The sequence below is a fragment of the Stenotrophomonas sp. YIM B13575 genome, assembly GCF_042787595.1.
Classification (GTDB): Bacteria; Pseudomonadota; Gammaproteobacteria; order Xanthomonadales; family Xanthomonadaceae; genus Stenotrophomonas; species Stenotrophomonas lactitubi_B.
Map to the genome: position 1 here is coordinate 70914 of NZ_JBHZOP010000057.1, position 26219 is coordinate 97132.

Annotated in this window: 12 protein-coding genes; 7 read left to right on the forward strand and 5 right to left on the reverse strand. The window is 65.7% G+C overall.

The features are described 5' to 3' along the window. Nucleotides 1-35 precede the first annotated feature (35 nt). The gene (locus ACFX4F_RS11060; RefSeq protein ID WP_100551885.1) at nt 36-1493 is read right to left on the reverse strand and encodes an MATE family efflux transporter; all 1458 of its coding nucleotides are present in this window, start codon (nt 1491-1493) and stop codon (nt 36-38) included. A 62-nt stretch (nt 1494-1555) separates the two neighbouring features. On the opposite strand from ACFX4F_RS11060, the gene ACFX4F_RS11065 reads away from it, so the two are divergent. From ACFX4F_RS11065 to ACFX4F_RS11075, 3 genes are all read left to right on the forward strand, one after another. Then, nucleotides 1556-1795, forward strand: a complete 240-nt coding sequence (locus ACFX4F_RS11065; RefSeq protein WP_380655136.1) for a hypothetical protein — start codon at nt 1556-1558, stop codon at nt 1793-1795. 9 nt (nt 1796-1804) lie between these two features. Continuing rightward, complete coding sequence (locus tag ACFX4F_RS11070; RefSeq protein ID WP_099821068.1) at nt 1805-2212, forward strand: RNA-binding S4 domain-containing protein; 408 nt, start codon at nt 1805-1807, stop codon at nt 2210-2212. 295 nt (nt 2213-2507) lie between these two features. Continuing rightward, the gene (locus ACFX4F_RS11075; protein ID WP_380655138.1) at nt 2508-3701 is read left to right on the forward strand and encodes a glycoside hydrolase family 5 protein; all 1194 of its coding nucleotides are present in this window, start codon (nt 2508-2510) and stop codon (nt 3699-3701) included. Nucleotides 3702-3840: 139 nt separating this feature from the next. On the opposite strand, the gene katG is transcribed toward ACFX4F_RS11075, so the two are convergent. The 4 genes from katG to ACFX4F_RS11095 form a co-directional block, all read right to left on the reverse strand. Further along, on the reverse strand, nt 3841-6081 hold the full coding sequence (gene katG, locus ACFX4F_RS11080; protein ID WP_380655141.1) for a catalase/peroxidase HPI: 2241 nt from the start codon (nt 6079-6081) through the stop codon (nt 3841-3843). Between the two features lie 144 nt (nt 6082-6225). Further along, nucleotides 6226-6843 (reverse strand): DUF937 domain-containing protein, encoded by a 618-nt coding sequence (locus tag ACFX4F_RS11085; protein WP_380655144.1) that lies wholly within the window; start codon nt 6841-6843, stop codon nt 6226-6228. A 129-nt stretch (nt 6844-6972) separates the two neighbouring features. Beyond that, nucleotides 6973-9564 (reverse strand): DNA mismatch repair protein MutS, encoded by a 2592-nt coding sequence (gene mutS / locus ACFX4F_RS11090; RefSeq protein WP_380655147.1) that lies wholly within the window; start codon nt 9562-9564, stop codon nt 6973-6975. Between the two features lie 209 nt (nt 9565-9773). After that, the gene (locus ACFX4F_RS11095) at nt 9774-10166 is read right to left on the reverse strand and encodes a barstar family protein (protein ID WP_380655150.1); all 393 of its coding nucleotides are present in this window, start codon (nt 10164-10166) and stop codon (nt 9774-9776) included. A 369-nt stretch (nt 10167-10535) separates the two neighbouring features. Here ACFX4F_RS11095 and ACFX4F_RS11100 point away from each other — a divergent pair, with 369 nt between their 5' ends. The 4 genes from ACFX4F_RS11100 to ACFX4F_RS11115 all read left to right on the forward strand — a co-directional run. Beyond that, complete coding sequence (locus tag ACFX4F_RS11100) at nt 10536-12212, forward strand: ShlB/FhaC/HecB family hemolysin secretion/activation protein (RefSeq protein ID WP_380655153.1); 1677 nt, start codon at nt 10536-10538, stop codon at nt 12210-12212. Nucleotides 12213-12233: 21 nt separating this feature from the next. Continuing rightward, on the forward strand, nt 12234-25142 hold the full coding sequence (locus ACFX4F_RS11105) for a hemagglutinin repeat-containing protein (RefSeq protein WP_380655156.1): 12909 nt from the start codon (nt 12234-12236) through the stop codon (nt 25140-25142). A 2-nt stretch (nt 25143-25144) separates the two neighbouring features. Beyond that, the gene (locus tag ACFX4F_RS11110) at nt 25145-25597 is read left to right on the forward strand and encodes a DUF6911 family protein (RefSeq protein ID WP_133119634.1); all 453 of its coding nucleotides are present in this window, start codon (nt 25145-25147) and stop codon (nt 25595-25597) included. A gap of 94 nt (nt 25598-25691) precedes the next feature. Next, nucleotides 25692-26219 (forward strand): hemagglutinin repeat-containing protein (locus tag ACFX4F_RS11115; protein ID WP_380655167.1); only part of this gene is annotated, 528 nt, incomplete at its 3' end.

A 26219-nucleotide genomic window follows, 5' to 3' on the forward strand; every position in this document is an offset into this window, starting at 1 on the left:
TGGCAACCGCTGCGCTCTCCGGGCGTGGCCCGGCGCTACCGGGTCACAGCATCCGGGTCGGCCACCGGCGACGGCGGGCAGGCCGGAATCTCCGACGGCGTGGCCAGTTCCTCCGCGTGCACCGGCTTGCTGATCATTCTCGCCTTGCGCCAGCCACCCCAGCGGTAATACGCGAGCGACAGCAGCATCGACACCAATGAACCGGCCGGGAAGCTCCACCAGATCGCGTCCGCGCCCCAGTACGGCTGCAGGAATTCGGCGAACGGCACGCGCACGCCCCACAGCGACGCCGCCAGGATCAGCAGCGGCGGCAGCACCGCGCCGGTGGAGCGCACCACGCCAGAGATCACGAAGCTGACGCCGAAGAACAGGAACGAACCGATCACGATGTGGTTCAGGTGCCGCGCGATCTGCAGCGACTCGCTGCCCTGCGGCAGGAACAAGGCCAGCGAATACTGGTCCAGCAGTACCAGCGGCAGGATCAACGCGCCGGTCAGCAGGAAGTTGAACAGGATGCCCTGACGAGCGGTGCCGCGAACGCGGTCCCAGCGCTGCGCACCGACATTCTGCGCGGCCATCGACGAACACGCCGCACCGATCGCCATCGCCGGCATCTGCACGTAGTTCCACAGCTGCAACGACGCACCGTAGGCTGCGCCGGTGTCGGTGCCGTACTGGTTGACCATCGTCATCAGCATGATCACCGACAGCGAGATCAGCACCATCTGCAGGCCCATCGGCACGCCCTTGATCACCAGCGCACGCAGGATGGTCATGTCCAACTTGAACAGGTGCATGTCGGCGCGGCCCAGCCACAGCGTGTGCCGTTTGTGCCGCATGTACAGCAGCAGGCCGGCCAGCGACAGCGTCTGCGACACCAGCGTGGCCCAGGCCGAGCCGGCGATGCCCAGTTCCGGGAACGGCCCCATGCCGAAGATCAGCACCGGGTTCAGGGCGATGTCCAGCACCACCGAGACCAGCAGGAAACGGAACGGTGTGCGCGAGTCGCCGGCACCGCGCAGTGCCGCACTGAGGAAGGCGAAGGCGTACAGCGTCGGCATCGCCAGGAAGATGATGCGCAGGTAGGCCTCGGCCAACGGCAGCGAGGCGGCGGGCGTGCCCATCGCCGCCAGCAGCGGGTGGGCCAGGAACCAGCCGGCGATGGCGATGATCACCGACAGGCCGATGAAGAACGTGGCGCTGGTGCCGACCACGCGCCGTGCCTGGGCGATGTCGCGTGCCCCGATGGCCTGGCCGATCAGGATGGTCGAGGCCATGCCGAAGCCGAACACCGAACCGATCAGGAAGAACATGATGTTGTTGGCGTTCGCGGTGGCGGTCAGTGCCGCTTCGCCGAGGAAGCGCCCCACCCACACCGCATTCACCGAGCCGTTCAGCGACTGCGCGATGTTGCCGGCCAGGATCGGCAGCGCGAACAGCAGCAGGTTGCGGCCGATCGGGCCGGAGGTCAGGTCAAGCGGCGCTTTGGCCATGGAGTGGTGATCGATTCCCGGGAGGCGCACACTAGCATCAAGCCGGTTTGCAGGATGTGGCAATGCATCAACGACAGCAGGTGACGCGGATCATCGTGGTGGCCTTGATCGCAGCGGCACTGGCCGCATGTTCGTCAGGTGACCGGCTGGGCGATACCCAGGTGCGGCCGACCGACCGCCCCGAGTGCCTGGTCGGCAGCCAGCGCCAGGATCTGGCAGCCGGAACGCCGGCGTTGATCGGGGGCACGGGTTGCCGTAACGACCCCGACAATCCGCGCCCCCTGAACAAGCGAACGGAGTAGTCCCCACCGATGTCCGAGCTTTCCCCGTTGGCGCCCAGCGTCCGTCTGGACATCTGGCTGTGGGCGGCCCGCTTCTTCAAGACCCGCAGCCTGGCAAAACAGGCGATCGAGACCGGCAAGGTATCCGTGGCCGGGCAGCGTCCGAAATCCTCGCGCGCGGTGCGTGTGGGGGAGCAGCTGCTGGTCGATCGCGGTGAAGAACACTTCGAGATCCAGGTACTGGGCCTGAGTGACCAGCGCGGTCCGGCGCCGGTGGCGCAGCAGCTGTATGCCGAGAGCGAAGCCTCCAGGGCACGCCGCGCCGAACTGCGTGCGCTGCGCATTGCCGCGCGTGATGGCTATCAGGCGCCGGAGCACAAGCCGGACAAGCGCGCGCGACGGTTGATCCGCGCCCTGGGTGATCTCGATGCGCTTTGACGGCAATTCGCCTGACTGAGCCGGCCCGCGCTCTGGTAGTCGCCCACCTTGGTGGGCGCTGTGCGCTGTGCCGACCAAGGTCGGCATCCACCGTGTCGTGGGTCCGGCCCGCTCTGGTAGTCGCTCACCTTGGTGGGCGCCGTGCGCTGTGCCGACCAAGGTCGGCACCTACCGTGTCGTGGGCCCGGCCCGCTCTCTGGTAGTCGCCCACCTTGGTGGGCGCTTGCCGCCCGCGCTCAGCCACCGTTCGGCTTGCGCCCCGCACGTTGGACGGTCCTCTTCATGGAAGCCCACCATGTTCCTGCGCCGCAGCCTGCTGTGCCTGGCCCTGTCCGCCGCCGTCCCGGTGTTCGCCGCCGACATCACCTTCTGGGACACGCCGCAGCGCGGTGGCAACAGCTTCAACGAAGCGCCGCCCGACCGCGCCTACTTCCAGGCCCTGCGTGACACCGGCGCCACCTGGGTACGACTGACCCCGGACAAGTGGCGCAGTGCCGGCGGCCGCGATTTCCTGATGGGCGATGCCGACCACTACCAGGGCCTGGTCCAGGCTGACGTGACCACGTTGCGTCGCGCGCTGGATGACGCCAATGCCGTGGGCCTGAAGGTGGTGCTGGTGCCGCTCTCACTGCCGCTGCTGCGCTGGAAACAGAAGAACGGCGACGTGGTCGACCAGCGCCTGTGGCAGTCCTTCGACAACCACGCACCTGCGCAGCGCTTCTGGCGTGACCTGGCCACCGCGCTGAAGGGGCATCCAGCGCTGGCCGGCTACAACCTGATCAATGAGCCGGCGCCGGAATATGGCACCGCGTTGGCCGAACATGCCTCCCGCGAGGACATGCTGAAGTGGTACACGGGCGTGCAGGGCGGGCCGCGCGATCTGCGCCAGCTGTACACGGAACTGGTGGCCAGCGTGCGCGCGGTCGATGCAGACATGCCGTTGATGCTTGATGCCGGCTGGTATGCCGCGGCCGATGCGTTCGACTACTGGCCTGCGCCGCTGGACGACGCGAAGCTGCTGTACAGCGTGCACATGTACGAGCCGTACGCGGCCACCAGTGCGCCGAACCAGAAGCGCAGCACACCGTACCGCTATCCCGCCGAAGTGCCGTTCGGCGACCGCAGCGAGCGCTGGGATGCCTCGCGCGTGCGCAGCTACCTGCAGCAGCCGATGGACTGGGCGAAGACACACGGCATTGGTGCCAACCGGATGGTGATCGGTGAGTTCGGCTGCATGCGTCGCTGGCCGGATTGCGGCCGCTACCTCCGCGACGTGCTGGATGTGGCCGAGCAGCAGAAGGTGCACTGGGCGTTCTACGCATTCCGCGAAGACGGCTGGGACGGCATGGATTACGAGCTGGGAGACAAGGCATTGCCGTGGTCGTACTGGCAGGCGGTCGAGAAGGGCGAAGCCGTGCAGCCGCCGCGTTCGATGCACGCGCCGTTGTTCGCCCCGATCCTGCAGCGGTTGAAGGCCGGAGCGCGTTGAAACCGCTGCGGCTGCGCCGCATGCCAACCAAGGTTGGCATCTACCGAGTCATGGCCGCCGTGGGATCGCTCTGGTAGACGCCCACCTTGGTGGGCGCTTTTGCCATGTGCCAACCAAGGTTGGCATCTACCCGGTCACATCAACCGTGCAGGTCGTAGCGGTCCAGTTCCATTACCCGCGTCCAGGCGGCGATGAAATCCTGTACGAACTTCTTCTCGCCATCGGCACTGGCATACACCTCGGCCAATGCGCGCAGCACGGCGTTGGAGCCGAACACGAGATCCGCACGGGTGCCGGTCCAGCGTGCAGCGCCATCGCTGCGGCCGCGGCCTTCATAGCTTTCGCGACCGGTCGCCTTCCAGGTCGTGCCCATGTCCAGCAGGTTGACGAAGAAGTCGTTGCTCAACGTGCCGGGTCGGTTGGTGAACACGCCGTGCTTGCCGCCGTCGACGTTGGCGCCAAGCACGCGCAGGCCACCGACCAGCGCGGTCATTTCCGGTGCGGTCAGGGTCAGCAGCTGTGCCTTGTCGATCAACAGCGCCTCACCCGGCACGCTGTAAGCGCCCTTGAGGTAGTTGCGGAAACCATCGGCAGCCGGTTCCAGCACCGCGAACGATTCGACGTCGGTCTGCTCCTGGCTGGCATCTGTGCGGCCCGGGGTGAACGGCACGCTCAGGTCGTGGCCGCCGGCCTTAGCTGCCTGCTCGATGCCGACGCCACCGGCCAGCACGATCAGGTCGGCCAGCGACACCTGCTTGCTGCCCGCGCCGTTGAACTCGGCCTGGACCTTTTCCAGCGCGGCCAACACCTTGGCCAACTGCTGCGGCTGGTTCACCGCCCAGTCCTTCTGCGGTGCCAGGCGCACGCGCGCACCGTTGGCACCACCGCGCTTGTCCGAGCCGCGGAAGGTCGACGCCGAAGCCCACGCCGTCGACACCAGCTCCGCCACGCTCAGCCCAGTTGCCGCGATCTCCTGCTTCAGCGCGGCGATGTCCTTGGCGTCGATCAACGGGTGCTTGGCTACCGGCACCGGGTCCTGCCAGATGAATTCCTCGGCCGGAACTTCCGGGCCGAGGTAGCGCGCACGCGGGCCCATGTCGCGATGGGTCAGCTTGAACCAGGCGCGGGCGAACGCATCGGCGAAGGCCTGCGGATCCGCAAGGAATTTCCGCGAGATCTTTTCGTAGGCCGGGTCCATGCGCAGCGACAGGTCGGTGGTCAGCATGGTCGGGCGGTGCTTCTTCGACGGATCGTGCGCATCGGGGATCACCGCATCCGCGTTCTTGGCGACCCACTGGTGAGCGCCAGCCGGGCTCTTGCTCAGCTCCCACTCGTGGCCGAACAGGATCTCGAAGAAGTCATGGCTCCACTGTGCGGGCGTACGGGTCCAGGTCACTTCCAGGCCGCTGGTGATGGTGTCGCCACCCTTGCCGCTGCCGAAACTGTTGGCCCAGCCGAGGCCCTGGCTTTCCAGGCCTGCTGCTTCCGGTTCCTTGCCGACGTTGTCGGCGGGGCCGGCACCGTGGGTCTTGCCGAAGCTGTGGCCACCGGCGATCAGGGCGACGGTTTCCTCATCGTCCATCGCCATGCGGCCGAAGGTGTCACGGATGTCATGCGCGGCCAGCACCGGATCGGGATTGCCGTCCGGGCCTTCCGGGTTCACGTAGATCAGGCCCATCTGCACGGCGGCCAGCGGGTTTTCCAGTTTGCGCGAATGCACGTCGCCATCAGCGTCGTCATCGGACACCAGCACGCCGTGGTTCTCTTCCACACCCTCCGAGCCGTGCTTGTAACGCACGTCGCCGCCGAGCCAGGTGGTCTCGCGACCCCAGTACACGTCCTGGTCCGGCTCCCAGGTATCGGGGCGGCCGCCGGCAAAGCCGAGCGTCTTGAAGCCCATCGATTCCAGTGCGACGTTGCCGGTCAGGATCAGCAGGTCGGCCCACGAAATGGCCTGGCCGTACTTCTGCTTGATCGGCCACAGCAGGCGTCGCGCCTTGTCCAGGCTGACGTTGTCCGGCCAGCTGTTGAGCGGCGCGAAGCGCTGCTGGCCGCGACCACCGCCGCCACGGCCATCGTCGATGCGGTAGGTGCCGGCGCTGTGCCACGCCATGCGGATGAACAGGCCGCCGTAGTGGCCGAAGTCGGCCGGCCACCAGTCCTGCGAATCGGTCATCAACGCCTTCAGGTCGGCCTTCAGGGCGCCGTAGTCCAGCCCGTTGAAGGCCGTGGCGTAATCGAAGCCCGCATCGAGTGGGTTGGAGCGCGTGGAGTGCTGGTTGAGCAGGTCCACGCGCAGCTGGTTCGGCCACCAGTCGCGGTTGGTCGTCGCATCACCGACGACGGCATGGTTGAACGGGCACTTCGCTTCGCTTTTCATGGGTCTCTACCTGTGGACTGGCGAATGAGGGAATCAGATCGCTTACCCACCATAGGCATCGCCTAACGATGGGTAAATTCGATTGATTCAACCGATGCGATAGTGACTGCCTATGATCGGCAGCGCTTGGATCGTTGTGCGCGATCAGCGCTTGAGCAGGCCCGCGCCGAGCTTGAGCAGATCGCTGGCGCCGAACTGGCCATCACCGTCCTGGTCGAGCGCACCGCCGAGCAGGTTGCCGATGCCGCCGCCGGATTGCTGTGCTTCCTGGCCCAGGGCCTGGCTGAGCTGGCCGGCGTTGCCGCTCTGGGCAAACCGCTGGGCCAGGAACGACATGACGATGGGGGCGAGGATCGCCAGCAGCTGGCTGGACTTGCCGCTGTCCAGACCGGTCTTCTGGCCCAGCGCTTCGGCCGCCTGCGAGGTCTGCCCACCGAAGACGTGGCCGAGGATGCCGGCACCGTTGGTGGCATTGCCGCCGCCGCCGCCCATCACCGAGCCGAGGATGCTGCCGAGATCGAAACCGCCACCACCGCCGCCGGCCGAACCGAGGTGGTCGCGCTGCAGGGCATTGAGCAGGGACTGCGCACCCTGCGGCTCACTGGCGTTCTGGCCCATCGCGCCGAGCAGCAGGGGCAGGGCGCTGCCGACGGCCTGGGTGGCCTGGCTGCTGTCCAGGCCGAGCTGCTGTGACACCTGCTGCAGGCCTTGGCCCTGCTGCAGCTGCTGGAAGAGGGATGCAGCGAGGGATTCGGTGTTCATGGCGGTCTCCGGTCTGTGAAGGACGAACCGCCCGAGCATAACGCCGTGTACACGACGGAAGTGCGAAGGGCAGCCGAGCGTGGGCTCGGCTCTGCAACGGTAGCGCCGGGCCATGCCCGGCGGCCGGGATTACAGCAGCGCCTTCAACCGGTACAGCGCTTCCAGTGCCTGCTTCGGGGTCAGCTCGTCCGGGTCGATCGCGGCCAGCGCCTCCTGCGCCTTGTTCGGCGGGGCGGCAAACAGCCCGAACTGCTGCGGGGCATCCAGCGCCTGCGGGGCTAGCTCGGCGGCATGGCTTTCGCCACCGCGCTGCTCCAGCTCTGCGAGGCGTCGACGCGCCTGTGCCACGGTGGCACGCGGCAGGCCGGCAAGGGCAGCCACCTGCAGGCCGAAGCTGCGGTTGGCCGGGCCGTCCTTCACTGCATGCATGAACACCAGCGCTTCGCCGTGCTCGACGGCATCCAGATGCACGTTGGCGATGCCGCTGCGGCCGCCCTCGTGCTGCTCGTCGGCCAGCGCGGTCAGTTCGAAGTAATGGGTGGCAAACAGCGTGTAGCAGCGGTTTTCGTAGGCGAGGTGGCGCGCCACCGCGTCAGCCAGGGCCAGGCCATCGTAGGTGGAGGTGCCGCGGCCGATCTCGTCCATCAGCACCAGCGAATGCGCGGTGGCGTGATGCAGGATGTAACTGGTTTCAGCCATCTCGACCATGAAGGTCGACTGCCCGCGGGCAAGATCATCGCCCGCGCCGATGCGGGTCAGGATGCGGTCGATCGGGCCGATCAGCGCGCGGCTGGCCGGCACGAAGCTGCCGATGTGGGCCAGCAGCACGATCAGCGCGTTCTGCCGCATGTAGGTCGATTTACCGCCCATGTTCGGGCCGGTGATGACCAGCATGCGACGGTCCGGGTGCAGGTCCAGGTCATTGGGCTCGAACGGCTGGTCGCGCACGGCTTCCACCACCGGATGGCGGCCGCGTTCGATGTTCAGGCACGGCTCGGCCTGCAGTTCCGGACGCGCCCAGTCCAGCGCCTGTGCGCGCTCGGCGAAGGCGGCCAGCACATCCAGTTCGCTGAGTGCGGCGGCGCACTGCTTGAGCGGCTCCAGCTGGGTGCCCAGCGTGTCCAGCAGCTGCTCGTACAGGTACTTCTCGCGCGACAGCGAACGGTCGCGGGCGGACAGCACCTTGTCCTCGAACGCCTTCAGTTCTTCGGTGATGTAGCGCTCGGCGTTGGTCAGTGTCTGGCGGCGGGTGTAGTGCACCGGCGCGCGCTCGGACTGGCCCTTGCTGATTTCGATGTAGTAGCCGTGCACACGGTTGTAGCCAACCTTCAGGGTGGCGATGCCGCTGCTCTCGCGCTCGCGCTGTTCCAGGTCGACCAGGAACTGGTCGGCGTGGGTCGACAGGCGGCGCAGTTCATCCAGCTCGGCGTCGAATCCATCGGCCAGCACGCCACCATCGCTGAGCTTGAGCGGCGGCATTTCGGCAATCGCGCTGGCCAGCAGGTGCGCACACTCGTCGTGCTCGCCGAGTGCCGCGTACAGGGTCTGCAGGCGCGGTGAATCCAGCGGTGCCAGCACCTCGCGGACGGCCGGCAGCAGGCCCAGGCCATCACGCAGGGTGGAGAAGTCGCGCGGCCGCGCCGAGCGCAGGGCGACGCGGGTCAGGATGCGTTCGAGGTCGCCGAGGCGGCGGAACTGCTCGCGGATATCTGCGTCCGCGCCGCGGTCGATCAGTGTTTCCACCGCGTGGTGGCGCTGCACCAGCACCTCGCGCAGGCGCAGCGGCCGATGCAGCCAGCGGCGCAGCAGGCGGCCACCCATCGGTGTCACCGTGCTGTCGAGCACGCCGAGCAGGGTATTGCGGGTGTCGCCGTCGACGCGGGTGTCCAGCTCCAGATGGCGGCGCGTTGCCGCGTTCATCGCAATCGCTTCGCTGGCGGTCTCCATCGAGATGGAGGTCAGGTGCGGCAGGCGCTGCTTCTGGGTTTCCTCGACATAGCCGAGCAGGGCGCCGGCAGCGGCCGTGGCTCGCGGCTTGTCGTCGATGCCGAAGCCGCTGAGGTCGTGCAGCTTGAAGAAGTTCAGCAGCTGGCGGCGACCACTGTCGGCGTCGAACAGCCACGACGCGCGGCGACGTACGCCGCTGCGCTGGCGCAGGAAGTCGGGCCAGTTCTCTTCGTCGGGCACCAGCAGTTCGGCCGGCTCCAGACGGGCCAATTCGGCTTCCAGCGCGTCATCGGTGTCGACTTCGTTGACCAGGAAGCGGCCGCCGGCCAGGTCGGCCCAGGCCAGCCCGTAGCCGCTCTTGTTGCGCGACAAGGCCATCAGCAGGGTGTCGCGGCGCTCGTCCAGCAACGCTTCGTCGGTGACCGTGCCCGGGGTGACGATGCGTACCACCTTGCGTTCGACCAGACCCTTGGCCAGCGCCGGGTCGCCGATCTGTTCGCAGATCGCCACCGATTCGCCCAGCGCCACCAGTCGTGCCAGGTAGCCCTCGTAGGCATGCACCGGCACGCCTGCCATCGGAATCGGTGCGCCACCGGAGCTGCCGCGCTGGGTCAGGGTGATGTCGAGCAGGCGCGCGGCCTTGCGCGCGTCGTCGTAGAACAGCTCGTAGAAGTCGCCCATGCGGAAGAACAGCAGCAGGTCCGGGTAGTCGGACTTGGCTGCGAAGAACTGCTTCATCAACGGGGTGTGTTCGGCGGACTTGTCTTTGGACATGGGACTCGTGGATCAGGGGCGTCCGCTCGCGCCGGAAGGCAGCGGGGGCGGAGCGGGTACAGGGTCGTCCATGGTAACGGGTAGGGGCCCGGGGTGCCTCGACTGCCTGGGGGGGCCAGGTCCATCGGAACAGGTGCCGTGGCACGCACGGCCTGGCTGCACCGGGGCGCGCACAGGACCGGTTGCGCGCACCGCTGTCGACGCCGCCCTCAGGCCGGCAACAGTGCAACGTTCCGGTGGTCGGCGAAGATCTGCATCACGATGTCGAAATAGGTCTGCCCCTCGCCGCGTTGCAGGGCGTCCAGCTGCTGGCTGATGGTTTGAGCATTGAACGTACCCGGTTGCCGCAGCTTGTCCTCCAGCCACGCACGTGTGGTCTCCAGTCCCAGTGCCTCGCGGCTGTGTTCGATATCGCGCCAGACCACCGTGGCTGTTTCGTGCCCGGCCAGCGCGCCATGGCCGCCGTACAGCAGATCGTCCAGCGCATCGAGGCTGGGCCCGAGCTGCCAGTCTTCGCCGGCCATGAAAACGCGGTTGATCTCCGCATAGAGGCTGGGGATGTCAACGATGGCGGCGCCTTCGATCTGCAGGAATACGGTCATGCGCGGACTGTAGCGTGGGCCGGCGGAGGGCGTTGTGCTGAACGCTGTTGCTTTGCGGCGTGGCGCGTGCCCCCGCATACTCTGGATTGCCGTCTGCGGTGTGCTTTCCCGTAGCTCTGGGCATTTGAAAATCTCCCTATAGAAGTCCTAGGGGCGGCCGATAGCGTATGCGCCACTTCGCGTCGGGCGCGGTGGCATGCCGTTGCATATCCCCGGCGAACCTCGATTCAAGCCTTCGGGTTGGCCCTTCTCCCTTCCGGGAGCAGGACCGCTGACGCGTGGCATCAACACCTGGAATTGATTGTGCAAGCAAGGAAGAAGTCTGTGCGCGGTGCGCGCCGCGTGGGTGGAGGGTTGGTGCTTCTGGGCATGGCCTTCAGTGCTGCTGCCCAGCAGGTGGGTGACCCGGGTGCACAGGAGCTGCTGCGCCAGCAGGAGCGCGAGCGCGCGTTGCGCGAGCAGCAGGAAAGCCGGCCCGATGTACGCCTGGAGAGCAGCCAGGGTGAACAGGGGGAGCGCCTGCCGACGCAGGAGCAGCCCTGCGTGCGTATTGATCGCATCGTGCTGGAGGGCGAGGGTGCCAAGGGCTTCCAGTGGGCATTGGCCGCAGCCGATCCGCGCGAAGATCCCGCCAGCGGCCGCTGCCTGGGCACTGAAAGCATCAATGTAGTGATGAAGCGTGTGCAGAACGCGATCATCGCGCGCGGCTATGTCACCACCCGCGTGCTGTCGGCCCCGCAGGATCTGAATACCGGCACGCTGACGCTGTCGGTGGTACCGGGGCGATTCCGCGAGGCGGTGTTTTCCGAGGCGGACGCGCGGCATCCGGTCCTCGCCAACGCGCTGTCGATCCGCAGCGGTGGCCTGCTGAACTTGCGTGACATCGAGCAGGGCCTGGAAAACCTGCAGCGCGTGCCCACCGTCAGCGCGGACATCAAGATCGCACCCGCCGATGGCGAAGGTGCCGCGCCCGGGCAGAGCGACCTGCAGATCGACTGGAAGCAGCGTTCGCCGGTGCGCGCCAGCGTGACCCTGGACGATGCCGGCAGCCAGGGCACCGGCAAGCTGCAGGCCAACGCCACACTGTCGTTGGACAATCCGCTGGGCCTGAACGAGTTGTTCTACGTCAGTGCTGGGCGCGGCGTGTTCAACGGCCAAGGCAAGGACACCAGCAGCTGGACCGCGCACTACGACGTGCCCTACGGCTACTGGCTGTTCGGCGCCACGGCCAGTGCCTACGACTACCGCCAGACGGTGGTCGGGGCCTACGAAAGCTATGACTACAGCGGCCGCAGCGGCAATGCCGAGGCACGGGTGGATCGCCTGCTGCTGCGCAACGCCAAAACCAAGCTGGGCATCTTCGGTCGCGGTTGGCAGCGCACGTCGAAGAACTACATCGACGATACCGAGATCGAGGTGCAGCGCCGCCGCACGTCGGGCTGGGAGCTTGGCCTGACCCACAAGCAGTTCATCGGCGCGGCGACGCTCGATACCACGCTGGCCTACCGCCGCGGAACAGGTGCCTTCCATGCCCTGCGTTCGCCGGAAGAGATGGCGCAGGCGTGGGATCCGACCCTGCCGTTGGAAGGCACCTCGCGGATGAAGGTGATCACGGCTGACGCGCAGTTCACCGTTCCGTTCCAGCTGGGCAAGCAGCGCCTGCGCTACACCGCTGCCTGGCGCGCGCAGTGGAACCGCACACCGTTGTCGCCACAGGATCGCTTTGCGATTGGTGGTCGCTACACGGTGCGTGGATTCGACGGCGAAAGCTCGCTCAGCGGTGAGCGCGGCTGGTCGCTGCGCAACGATCTGTCGCTGGGCATCGGCGGCGGTCAGGAGTTCTACATCGCTGCCGACTACGGCCGCATCGGCGGGCCATCGGCGCAATGGCAATCCGGCCGCGATCTGGCCGGCATGGCGTTGGGCCTGCGCGGCAGCTGGCAGCAGCTTTCATGGGATGGTTTCGTGGGCTCGGCCCTGCACAAACCGGCCAACTTCCCTACCGACTACACCACCTTCGGTTTCAGCCTGGCGTGGCGTTGCTGATCTGGCACAAGGATTCGTGAAATGAACAGCATCTATCGCCTGGTTTTCAACCGCGCGCTGCGCGTGTGGCAGGTCGCTTCGGAACTGGTGAAGGGCGGCGGTGGCCTGGTCGGCCAGGTCGCTGGCCGGCAGAGCGCGGCGTTGTCGCCCTTGGGCTTCGCGCTGATGTGCGCATTGGGATGGGCCAGCTTGGCGCCCGTGGCTGAAGCGCAGTCGGGTGGCCACATCGTGTCCGATCCCAATGCGCCCGGCCGAGAGCGGCCCACCGTGGTGACCGCGCCGAACGGTGTGCCGATGGTCAACATCACCACGCCTTCGGCCGGTGGTGTCTCACGCAACCGCTATTCGCAGTTCGATGTCGGCCGCGAGGGCGTGATCCTCAACAACGCGCGTGGCCAGGTGCAGACGCAGTTGGGCGGTTGGGTGCAGGGCAATCCATGGCTGGCCACCGGCAGCGCACGGGTCATCCTCAATGAGGTCAATGGCCCGGCCAGCCGACTCAATGGCTACGTGGAAGTGGCTGGACAGCGCGCCGAGGTGATCATCGCCAATCCGGCCGGTATCCAGGTCAACGGCGGCGGTTTCCTCAATGCCAGCCGCGTCACGCTCACCACTGGCACGCCGATGTTCACCGGTGCCGGTGCACTGGAAGGTTATCGGGTCAGTGGTGGGGCGATTGAGGTCAACGGCGATGGCCTCGATACCAGCCGCGCCGACTACACCGACCTGATCACCCGATCGCTGAAGGTCAACGCCGGCATCTGGGCCAACCAGTTGCAGGCATCGCTCGGCAACAACGTGGTCAGTGCCGACTACAGTCAGGTGACCGCCACGGCGGCCAGCGGCGATGCACCGACCTTCGCGCTGGACGTGGGCGCGCTGGGCGGCATGTTCGCCAACAAGATCTGGCTGGTGGGCAATGAACACGGCGTGGGCGTGCGCAATGCCGGCAGCATCGGTGCGCAGGCCGGCGAGCTGGTGGTCACCGTGGATGGCCGGCTGGAGAACACCGGTGCGCTGCAGTCGCTGCAGGACGTGCGCGTGCAGGCGAGCGGCGATCTGGCCAACAGCGGCACGATAGCCGCCACGCGCGAGGCTGCAATCGCTTCTGGCGGCACGCTGGACAACAGTGGCGGCAAGCTCAATGCACAGCGTCTGCAGCTGCAGGCGCAGGGGCTGCGCAACCGTGGCGGTGCCATCGAGCAGACCGGCGTGCAGGCGTTCAATGCCAACGCGGGCAGCGTGAGCAATCGCAGCGACGGCCTGATCGGTGCGCTGGATGCGGTGGCGTCGGGCGGTATCGGCGGTACCCCCGGCAGCGGCACCTCCCCGGGAAGCGGCGGAACGCCAGGTACCGGAACGCCAGGTACCGGAACGCCCGGAACCGGTACGCCCGGTACGGGTACCCCGGGTACCGGCACGGGAGGCGGTACGCCGGTGACGCCGGTGGTTCCGTTGGCCGCAGGTGTGCTGGACATCGCCGGCCTTCTCGACAACGACGGTGGCGGCATCAGCAGCGGCGGTCGTGTTTCGCTGGTTGCCGGCAATGGTCTGGACAACAGCGGAGGCCGCCTTGGCGTGGCCGCGCTGCAGGCCACGGGCGATCTGAACAACGATGGCGGCACCCTGCAGGTGCACGGCGACGCGGCGCTGCAGCTGGGGGCGCTGTCCAACCAGAAGGGCGCGTTGAGTGTGGCCGGTGCGCTGCTGCTGCAGGCGCAGTCGCTGGACAACCGGGCAGGGGAGCTGCGCCATGCCGGCAATGCAGCATCGGCTTGGACGGTGCACGGCACGTTCGACAACGACGGTGGCCTGCTGGCCAGCAATGCCGAGCGCCTGACCCTCGGCGCAGGCCGGGTATCCAATGCAGGCGGTCGCATCGAGCATGCCGGTGACGGCGGGCTGCTGCTGACCACCGGCGACTGGACCGGTGCCGGTGGTCGCCTGAGCACGCTCGGCCGCCTGGACTGGACGGTGGGCAACGCCGACGTGCGCAATGGCACGCTCACTGCAAAGCAGTTCCAGATCGTCGCCGGCACGCTGGACAACCGCGGTGGCAATCTGCTGTCGCTGGGCAACCAAGGCAGCACGCTGCGCGCCGGTACGCTGGACAACAGTGCCGGTGGCACCGTGGCCGGCAATGGCGATCTGAACCTGACAGCGACCACGCTGGACAACAGCAGGGGCCTGCTGCAGCAGGCAGGCAATGGCTCCCTGCGCGTGCACGCCGATACCCTGCGTGGCACCGAAGGCCGCCTGCTCAGCAACGGCGACCTGAGGCTGACCGGTGGCCAGCTGGATGTGAGTGGCGGCACCACCTCCGCCCAGAGCGTACAGATCAACGCCGATGGCCTGCGCAATGCCGGTGGCCAGATCGTCTCGCTCGGCACTTCCGAGCTGGCGCTGGATGTGCGCGGAACCTTCGACAACCAGGGCGGGCAGGTGCTCGGCAATGCAGGCCTGCGCATCGACGCCGGCCGCATCGACAACCAGAAAGGCACGCTGCAGTCGGCCGGTACCCAGGGCGCGACGCTGAGCGTGCGCGACGATCTGGACAACGGCGCCGGTATGATCTCCGGTAACGGTGCGTTGCAGCTTCAGGTTGGCAGTCTGCTCAACCAGGGCGGCAAGGTGCTGGCTGCAGGTAGCGGCCTGTTGCAGGTGCAGGCCCGCGAACTGCTGGACAACCGCAACGGCGGCCGCCTGGCCGGCACCGGCGACGTGCAGCTGCAGGCGGCGCGGCTGGACAACCGCAGCGGTGCAATCGAACACGCGGGCAGCGGCACGCTGCAGATCCGTGCCGATGCGCTGCAGGGCGCGGCGGGCCGGATTCTCAGCCAGTCGTCGCTGATGCTTGAGGGTGGAGAGCTGGTGCTGGGTGCCGGCAGCACCACTCAGGCCGAGCGCATTGCGATCAACGCCGAACACCTGGGCAACGCCGGCGGCAACCTCAGCGCCACCGGCAGCGATGCGCTGCAGGTGCGCGTGGCGCAGACCGTGGACAACAGCGGCGGCACGATCGCTGGCAACGGCGCGCTGGACCTGCAGGCCGGTGAACTGCTCAACCGCAAGGGCACGCTCAGTGCCGCCGGTACGGCCGACAGCGCGCTGCTGGTGAACGGTACGCTGGACAACCATGACGGCACCATCGCCAGCAATGCCAATCGGCTGACCATCAGCGCCGCGCGGTTGGACAACACCGCCGGTTCCATCCGCCAGGCCGGCAACCTGGGCCTGGACATCACCACGACCCGCCTGGATGGCAGCAAGGGCACGCTGGTGTCTGCGGCCACGCTGACCCTGCGTGCGGACGCGGTGGACCATCGCGAGGCAACGCTGGGCGCTGATCGCTTCGACCTTGAGGCCGGAACGCTGGACAACGCCGGTGGCCGCATCATTGCCAGTGGCGAGGGCGCCAGCCGCATCAGTACCACCACGCTGGGCAATGCCGGCGGTACGCTGGCCAGCAATGGTGACCTGACGCTGCAGGCGCAGACGCTGGACAACAGCGCAGGCAATATCCAGCACGCCGGCAGCGGCCAGTTGCAGGTGCGCGCGCAGACCCTGCTAGGGTCGGGCGGCAGCGTGCTCAGCAATGGCACGTTCGTACTGGACGGCAAGACCCTCGATCTGTCGAAGGCAACCACCTCGGCGCGCCGCATCGATATCACTGCCGATAGCCTGACTACCGCCGGCGGTGCGCTCACTGCCACCGGTGAAGAGGCACTGCGCCTGCGCGTGCAGGGGCTGCTGGACAACCGCGGCGGCTCGCTGGCCAGCAACGGTGTGCTCGACGTTGCCGCGCAGCAGCTGATCAATGCGCAGGGCACCCTGCAGGGTGCCGGCAGCGGCCGTTCCACCCTGGCCATCGGCCAGGCACTGGACAACCAGGCCGGACGCATCCTGCTGGCTGGCGCGGGCACGATCAATGCGGTCAGCTTCGATAACCTCGAAGGTACCCTCCACGCCGGTGGCAGCGAGCTGGTACTGGGCATCGACGGTCGCCTCGACAACGGCAACAAGGGGCTGCTGTCCAGCGCCGGTGCGATGACCCTGGACGCCGCCAGCCTCGACAACCGGCACGGCACGGTGGTGGCGGGCAAGGACCTGTTGCTGACCACGGTTGCAGGCGTGGACAACAGCGATGGCGCGATGCAGGCCGCCGAGCTGCTGCAGCTGCAGGCGAACGGCCTCGACAACCAGCGCGGCACGCTGCTGGGCGGCCAGCTGACCGTCGATACCCGTGGCCAGCGGCTCGACAACCGCGGCGGCACGCTGGGTACGCAGACGGGTGCGCTGAGCGTGCACAGCGGCGCGCTGGACAACCAGGGCGGCCGGATACAGTCGGCCGCCGATCTGCGCATCGATACCGCTGGGCAGGCCATCGACAACCGGGCCACCACCAGCAGTGGTGGCCTGTTGGCGGCCGGCACGCTGCGGGTGGACGGTGGTGCGCTGGACAACCGCGGTGGCACGTTGAACGCACAGGGCGATGCGCGGCTGCTGCTGGCCAGTGTTGACAACAGCGCCGGCGGTACCCTTGCCAGCGCGGCGGGCCTGTCGCTGCAGGCGACGACGCTGGCCAACGGCGCCGGGCGCGTGCAGGCCGGGCGCACTCTCGACCTGACCCTGAGCGGGCACCTGGACAACACGGCCGGCGCGATCGCCGCCGGCCAGCTGCTGACCCTCACCGCAGCCAGCGTCGACAACCGCAATACCCGCGGCGGCAATGGCACCCGTGGTCTGCAGGCGGGCCAGCTGCAGTTCGGAACGCAGTGGCTGGACAACAGCCAGGGCCAGATCGTCACCGATGGCGGCGCGCGGTTGCAGGTCAACGGCCAGCTGCAGAACAACGGGGGTGTCATCACCACCGGCGGTAACCTGGACAGCAGCGCCGACAGTGTTGCCAACAGCGGCGGCCTGTTGCGGGCCGATGGCAGCCAGACCCTGGTGGCGCGTGCGCTCAGCGAGGACGGCCAGGTGCACGCCCAGCGCGACCTGAGCCTGACCCTGCAGCAGGGCCTGAGCAACCGCGGCGAATGGGTGGCCAACGGCACGCTGGCCCTGCATCTGTCCGGCGACCTGGACAACCAGGGCGTGCTGCGCGGCGGCAACCTCGACCTCAACGCGCAGAACATCAACAACGCGGCCAACGGCGAGATCTCCAGCGAAGGCGTTACCCATCTCAATGCCCGCGGCCAGCTGACCAATCGCGGCCTGATCGACGGCAAGGTGACCCACCTTGAAGCCGCCGTGCTGGACAACCTCGGCACCGGCCGCATCTATGGCGACCACGTGGCGATCTCCGCCGGCGTGCTGAAGAACCTTGCCGAGGATGCCAACGGTGCCACCCGCGTCGGCACCGTGGCCGCGCGCGAGCGCCTGGACCTGGGCGTGCGCGAACTGCAGAACACCGGCAAGGGCCTGATCTACAGCGGCGGCGATGCGGCCATCGGCGGATCGCTGGGGGCTGACCGCATTGCTGCGGGCACGGCCGGCAGGATCGACAACATCGGTTCGATCATCGATGTGGCTGGCAACCTGGCGATCGATGCGGGTGTGATCAACAACATCCGTGAGAATGTGTCGGTCGTTTCGACAAAGACGATAGACACCACCGCGAGCATGACTGTTGCGTCGTGGCAGAAGAACAGCAAGAACACGGCGGGAACGGTCAGCGACACCAGCAACTACAAAGCATGGGAGTTCTACTACATCGCGCCGGAAGACGTGCTGCAGGACGAGCCCTTCATTGCTGCCGACGGCACCCGGCTGGGCAAAGCGGTGATCCGCCTGACTGCGAACACCTCGCGCTTCTTCTTCGGTTCCGGCGGCCTGGGCTATGACGTGCGTGGCGAGCGCTGGCGCATGGACCCGGTGAACGGGACGGTCACGATCTACTACGTCAGCAAGGGTACTGCCGCCAATCCGGACCAGGTGGCAGGTGGCGACCCCTTCGATGTGCTCAAATCCAAGGAGAAGTTCACCTACCAGACCGACCGTCTGACCTTCTCCAATGCGTATGGAACGTGCAGCACCAGCTGCATCCAGTTCATCACCCCCGCCGGTTTCAACAATCCGGACGCGACGATTTTCGGGCGACGCCAGCACACCCAGGAAACCAGCCTCAACGAGCAGAACCGCCTGGCGCACCACGTCGCCTACGAGGACCAGCTGCAGCCTGGCGTCGGCGCCGATGCGGTCATTCGATCGGGTGGCAACATGCGCCTTTCGGTAGATGAGCTGAACAACCTCTACGCGCAGATCGCTGCCGGCGGCAACATGCAGATCGTTGGCCACGGTGCGGACAGCCGTGTGCGTAATGAGGGCGTGGAGCTGTTTCGAACGCATACGTTCAACAACACATCGATTGCCTACAACGGCACCCGCACGCAGTGGGAAGCAGCACCCATCTCCGAAAAGATCGGCCAACTGGGCGGGCAGATCACCGCCAACGGCACGCTCACCATCGACGTCGGCGATCTGAGTAACCTCAACCAGGGCCGCAACGCGCCCAACGTGCAGGATGGCGCGGCAATGGCCAACCTCAACGTGCAGGGGCCGAAGACACTGCCGGACGGCCCTGGCCACGGTGGTGCACAGGGCCCGGGCCATGCCGGTGGAACAGGTGCGGAGCGCGCGCTGGCGCAGGCGGCCGATGCAGCGGGCACGCAGCAGGGCGGCACGGTGGGCGGCATTGCCGGCAACGGCGCCGCATCGGGGGCGCGCGTGGTTGCGGCCGCCGGGGGCTCGCCGGACCGCATCGCGATGGGCGCGCCGGACACCCGTGCACCCACGGCCAGCCTGTTCAACGTCAACCGCAACGGCGGCAATTATCTGGTTGAAACCGATCCGCGCTTCACCGACCACAAGACCTGGCTGAGCTCGGACCACCTGCTCGGACAGATGGGCTACTCGCCCGATACCGTGCAGAAGCGGCTGGGCGACGGCTACTACGAACAGAAGCTGGTGCGCGAGCAGATCGGCGAGCTGACCGGCCGCCGTTTCCTTGACGGCTATGCCAGCGATGAGGCGCAGTACCGTGCGCTGCTGGAAGCCGGCGCTACCGTGGCCAGCGAATGGGGCCTGCGCCCCGGCGTGGCGCTGACCGAGGCGCAGATGGCACAGCTGACCAGCGACATTGTCTGGCTGGTGGAGCAGACCGTGACCCTGGCCGACGGCAGCACCACCACCGCACTGGTGCCGCAGGTGTACCTGCGCCTGCGCCCGGGTGACCTGGACGGGCAGGGGGCGCTGCTGGCCGGCGCCAATGTCGATATCAAACTGGCCAATGGCCTGGTCAACACCGGTGACATCGCTGGCCGCAAGCTGGTGACCATCGACGCCGGCAACATCGAACACCTGGGCGGCAGCATCTCCGGCCAGTACGTCGGGCTGTCATCGGACAAGGACATCCGTATCGTCGGTGCGACCGTTACCGCTACTGATGCGCTGTCTGTGCAGGCGGTGGGAAATGTCACTGTGGCCTCGACCGTGGAGACCCTCGGCGCAGGTGGTACGCATGCGTTCGAGATTACCCAGCTCGATCGTGTCGCCGGCCTGTATGTGACCAACCCCAGCGGCGATGGCATGTTGTCGGTGGTGGCCGGCGGTGACATCAGCCTGCAGGCCGCGCAGATCCATAATGCCGGTGCTGATGGGCTTACCCAGTTGGCGGCAGGCGGCAGTCTTGATCTGGGTGCGTTGACGCTTGGCCAGCGCAACGACTCCACCTACGACGAGCGCAATCATGTGCGCAGCAGCCAGACCACTCACGCAGTTACCACGGTGCAGGGCGCTGGTGACGTGGTGCTGGCTGCTGGCAAGGACATCAACCTCGCTGCAGCACAGATCAAGGCCGGTGGTGGCCTGGCATTGCAGGCCGGCGGTGACATCAACAGCCAGGCGCTGGTGGACAGTGTCAGCAACGACTCCAGCGCGGCGGGCAAACGCAGCTCGCGACAGGTCAGCCAGAGTGATGAGACGGTGCGGGGGAGCACGCTGCAGGCGGGGGACAATCTGCTGCTGAGCGCAGGCCGCGACGTGAACCTGACGGCCGCACTGGTCGACAGCAGCGATGGCGCAGTCAGCGTAGCCGCCGGCCGCGACGTCAACCTGCTCTCGGCCAATGAGACGCACGACTACAGCCTGGACAGCTACGAGAAGAAAAAGAAGACGCTTTCCAGCACTACCACCACGCGCAGCGTCGACAACAGCGACAGCTATGCCATCGGTACGGCGATCCAGGGCGAGAGCATCAACATCACTGCCGGTCGCGATCTGACCGCAGTCGGTGCGGTGGTCGATGCCACCGGCAACGTGATTCTGGGGGCAGGCAACAACGTACTGATCACCGCCGCCGAGGACCATCACAGCAGTGAATCCAGCGAGAGCAAGAAGAAATCCGGCATTACCGGAGGCTTTGGCAACGGCGTGGCATCGGTGGGCTACAGCAGCGCGAAGAACAGCAGCACCAGCGCCGAGCAGTCCACCACGCAGGTCGGGTCGGCCATCGCCTCGCGCGAAGGTAATGTGCTGATCAATGCTGGCAACCAGCTGACGATTGCCGCTTCGGACGTCGCCGCTGGCGAAAACCTGACGCTGGTGGGCAAGGACATCGCCCTGCTGGCGCGGCAGGACACCACGGACAGCGAATCCAGTCAGGCGAGCAAGTCCAGCGGATTCTCGGTGGGCGTGACCTATGACCCGACCAAGGCCTACCGCAGCGCCCGCGATTCGACCACCGACGGTATGGCCGACAGCGGCTCGGCGATGGGACGGATCACCCGCACCGCTGAAGGCGCAGCGTCCGGCCTGCGTGCGGCCACTACCTCGACCGTGGTGACCGCCGGCAGCCAGCGCTCCAACAGCGAGCAGAGCCATTCGACCAGTGACGCTCGTGTCAGCCAGTTGGCTGCAGGAGGGGATCTCACGCTGATTGCCAACGGGGGCTCGATCCTCAGCCAGGGCACGCAGATGTCGGCCGAGGGCAACGCCGTGCTGCTGGCCACCAAGGACATCGTGTTCGACGTGGCCCACAACACCGAGCGCAGCGACAGCAGCAGCCGCGGCAAGGGTTGGGGCCTTGCCAACAACACGAGTGGGCTGCCGTTCGGTACCAACAACTCGCAGAGCCAGGGCAGCGGCAGCAGCGACACCATCACCGGCACCCAGCTTTCGGTGGGCGGCGGCGTGCGCATGGCCACTACCGAAGGCAACATCAGCCTGACCGCGGCCAACATCGCCGCCGAGAAGGACGTGAACATCCGTGCGGCTGGCGATCTGCTGGTGCGCAGCGGGCAGGACACGGTCAGCAACGCCAATACGTCGGACAGCAAGGCGATCGGCTCGGTACAGATTTCCGATACCGAAAAGTTCTCCGGCTGGCACCGCGAGCAGCATCAGGACGACAGCGCGCAGGTGTCACAGGTGGCCAGCAGCATCGGCAGCCTGGGCGGCAGTGTGAACCTGACCGCTGGCGGCAAGTACACGCAGACGGCCAGCAATGTGGTGGCCGCCAAGGACGTGAACATCACTGCCGCCGAGATCGAGCTGCTGACCGCCGACGAAAGCGGTCATTACTCGCAGAGCGACAAGGACCTGAAGATCGGCGTGTTCGCGCGGGTGAAGTCGCCGCTGATCGACCTGATCAACAACGTGGACGCGGCCCGTCACTCTGATGATCGTCTGCAGAAGATGCAGGGCATGGCGGCAGGTGCCAACGCCTATCAGGCGGCCAGTGCGGTCGCCAACGCCTTTGGCGAGGGCGGCAGCGGTGCCTTGTTCAGTGCCGAGGCCGGTATCGGCTTCAAGACCGCCAACAGCAGCGCTGATGGTAGCAGCATGGTATCGCGCGGTTCGACCATCCAGGGCGGCGGCAACGTCAACCTGACCAGCACCCGCGGGGATATCCACGTGGTGCAGGGCAACCTGAGCGCGGGCAACTCGCTGAGCCTGGATTCTGCCGGCGACATCCTGCTGGAAGCGGGCAAGTCGCAGCTGGCCGACCGCAGCAGGAGCAGCAACGCCGGTGCCGAAGTAGGCGTGGGCGTGGCAGTTGGCGCGCAGACCGGCGTGTATGTCTATGCCGAAGCCAGCGTGGGCAGCAGCAAGTCCAACGCCGAGAGCACCACCTGGCAGAACACCACACTGACCGGCCAGAACATCTCGCTGAAAGCCGAAGGCGATACCACCCTGCGGGGTGCGACGGCGACTGCCGACCGAATCGACGTCAAAACCGGCGGCACACTGACCATCAAATCGCTGCAGGACATTGCCGAGAGCATGTCCAAAAACAGCCAGGTGGGCGGCCGCGTGCAGGTTTCGTTGGGTACCGCGTGGAATGCCGATGGCTATGCCAGCGCAGGCAAGGCCAACGGGAATTATCAGGGCGTGGGCCAGCAGAGCGGGTTGTTTGCCGGCAATGGCGGGTACAACGTTGATGCCGGACACGTGAATCTGATTGGCGGCGCGATTGCCAGTACGAACGCGGGCAACAGTGCGCTGACGGCGGAAACGTTCACCTTCAGCGATCTGCAGAACCAGATGGACTACTCGGCCAGCTCGGGGAGCATCAGTGGCGGTGCAGGCGGGCAGATGAAGGGGTGGGATCCGAAGGCGGGCACTACCGCCCCCCGCGGTGGCCCGGGCTTGCCGATGTCGGAGAGCGGCAGCGACAGCAGTTCGACGCTGGCGACACTGACCGAAGGCACTATCACCATCGGCGGCAAACAGACCAGCGCGGCAGAATTGGGGGTCAATACCGATGCCGCTGCGGCGCACCGCGCGCTGGAGGCGCTGCCGAACGCGGACAAGTTGTTGGCGGATCAGCAGGCGATGGCTGCTGCCGCGGGGACGGTACTGGCTACGAGCCAGCAGATTGCCAATGACATTGGGAGTTTGGACGCGCGCAGGATCACGGACAAGTATCAGGAACGGATGACCGCCGCAGAAAAGGAGGCATTCAACGCGCTTGCTCCGGAGGAGCAGTTCAATCGCCTGAAAGTGTTCGATCCGTCATACCCCGAGGCGTTGGTCACGCAGCAGAAGTGGGCTCCTGACGGTGTCTACGGTCGTGCGCTTGGCGCGGTGACCAGCGCGTTGGTCGGAGGTGTTGCAGGACAGGGACTGGGTCAGCTGGGTTCCAATGCGCTGGCACCATATGCGGCTGAACTGATCGGCAAGACGTTCGACCCGAACAAGCAGAGCGCTGTGCCTAGTGAGGCCATGCAGATGCTGTCGCACGCGTTGCTGGGGGCGCTGTTGGCAGAGGCCAACGGTGGCTCGGCGGGGAGTGGGGCGCTTGCGGCCGGTGGTGGTGAGCTTGCTGCCAAATTTCTGGGCGACTACTACGCCAAACAGAATAAGGGGCAGTTGACGCCCGAGCAGGCGGAGCAAGTAAGGGTGCTCGGACAAGCGGTCGGCGCAATGGCGGGAGGACTTTCCGGTGCAGGAATTTCTGGCGCGACATTGGGCATGGGTATCGCGAAAAACTCCGTTGAGAACAACTACCTGAATCACGACGAGCGGATGGAGTACCTTCAGGCGACTGTTATCTGTTCTGATGCAGGTAAAGACTGCGATATCAAGGAGAACTTCGAGCGGCTCTCCGCTGAGCGCGATTACAAGCTGATGATGGCATGCCAAGTGCCAGGGTCTATCGCGTGCAGTGAGCAGCGATCACTTGCGAAGATTGCATTGGAATCGCATAACTCTCCTATATACAAGGGGGAGTATGACGACTGGATGGCGGAAAACGCCGATAAGCTCATCGCTGCGAGCAAGAATGCCGGTTCTGGGGTCAACCTTGACACGTTGGCAATTCACTCTTCCACCGAAGATCTGCAAAGGAAGGTGTACTGTTCGCTGGTTGGTGAGTGCGGTTCGAACACCGTTGATCTATTGCGTGGCGCAGGCTACGGTGCGGAAGCCGACTGGCTGTTGTCGACGAATCGGGCGGTCGCTGGTGCTGCGTTCGTAAACGGGCTTTGGACCGGCGGAAAGGACCTTGTAGCTGGTGCGGCAAGCATGAACCAGATCAGTGTTCTGCTGGGCCTTTTCTCGGATTACAAGGAGATGGACAAACTTGGCTTGCAAGCCTTCTCCGAAAAACGCAACAACGCGATAAGTCAGGCCATCAATGGGTACATGGAAAAGACGGCAGGCCTTGCGTACTACCTGACTGGTGGTAGGAACTCGTGGAATTTTGAAGACGTAGATCAAGCGGCTGACATTGGTGGCAAGCTCACGTTTGACATCGGAACTTCCTTGGTCGGGCCGGAGGCATTCCTTTCAAAGGGGGCTAAGACCACCGCATTGGAGGCCGCCGCCTCGGAGGCGCTCGAACGAGCTCGAGAGGCGCGGCTGGTGAAGTTGGAGCCAGATGGCTCGCTGCCCCCGCATCTGCTGCCAGATAATATTGATGGGATCGGTTTAATCGAACATCCCGTTCTACAAGTTCCGGATTCGTCAATCGTCGCCGCCGATCGGCTGAAGTCTGATCTGTTCGAGCTACAAAAAGTTGATGTTAGGCTTAATACGATGTTGCCCGGTGGTGGAAAGCCAATTGAGGTAATTGCAGAGAGTAGCATTGGTGGCCAAGTGCTGTGGGATACCAATCAGGGGTCGCGGCCAGCTCATTTGGCCGATCCGAATCGGCCGACCTTGATCTCAGATTTAGTGGCTCCAGGACGTCCAAATTCAAATATGAAAGAGGCACATGCCGAGATCGCGTTGATTCAACAGGCGTTCGATGCAGGCCTTACAAGAGGGGAGGATATGAGTATGGTCGTCCGAGGAAGATCCGTTTGTGATTTTTGTATGTCCGATATCGGAAAGGCTGCTGATCGCGCCGGTTTGAATAGTGTGAGAGTGTTGGATACGAGTAATGGTAGAGTTCATGTTTGGGTAAGGGGGAAGGGGTGGGAATGATGATGGATGATAGTCTTAAGGACGGTCGAGCGTTCGAGGTTGAAATTCTTGTCGGGCGTTCCAGGCCGCATGTTGAAATCACAGAAGGGGTGGTATGGAGTAGGATTGAGGCTGGAGTTAGAGCGGTGTTCGCTCAAGGGGGGCGAGTAAGATTGCGGCTTCTCGATGCAAGCGATTGCTACATCCGTAAGATGAGCATGGACGCAAATCCGGGCAATTTCAGGATGTTTGCTTTTACTTCTTCGGATGATATGAAGATGGAAATTCTGGAGTGGTGGGGGTCTGATGGTGGAGCGGCTAGTGGTTACGTAACATTTGACGATGATTTATGGGATTCTCGAAAAGTATGTAGTGATGTCAATGTTGCACTTCGATTGTTTGGTGAGTTTTACAGTCAAGGAGATCTCCTTGCTGGGCTTGTGTTCTTCAGGTCGCCCTGGGATCCATTGCAGTGAACTGCGGGAGGTGCTGCGACTCTTGGCCGAAGGGCCGATAGTTAATCATCTGTAGTTGTGTTGCTGGTAAAGCATCACGCTCACCGGCCAGAACATTTCGCTGAGGGCCGAGGGTGACACCACCTTGCGCGGCGCGACCGCGACGGCTGACCGCATCGACGTCAAGACTGGCGGCACGCTGACCATCGAATCGCTGCAGGACATTGCCGAGAGCATGTCCAAGAACAGCCAGGTGGGTGGGCGCGTGCAGGTGGCCTTCGGCAACGCGTGGAATGCCGATGGCTATGTCAGTGCAGGCAAGGCCGAGGGCAGCTACCAGGGCGTGGGCCAGCAGAGTGGCTTGTTTGCCGGCAACGGTGGCTATCACGTGGATGCCGGGCACGTGAACCTGGTTGGCGGCGCGATTTCCAGCACCAACGCGGCCAACAGTGAACTGACTGCACAAACGCTGACCTTCAGCGACCTGCAGAACCAGATGGACTACTCGGCCAGCTCCGGCAGCATCAGCGGCGGTGCCGGCGGGCAGATGAAGGGTTGGGATCCGAAGGCGGGCACTACCGCCCCTCGCGGTGGCCCAGGCATGTCGATGTCGGAGAGTGGCGGCGACAGCAGTTCCACGCTT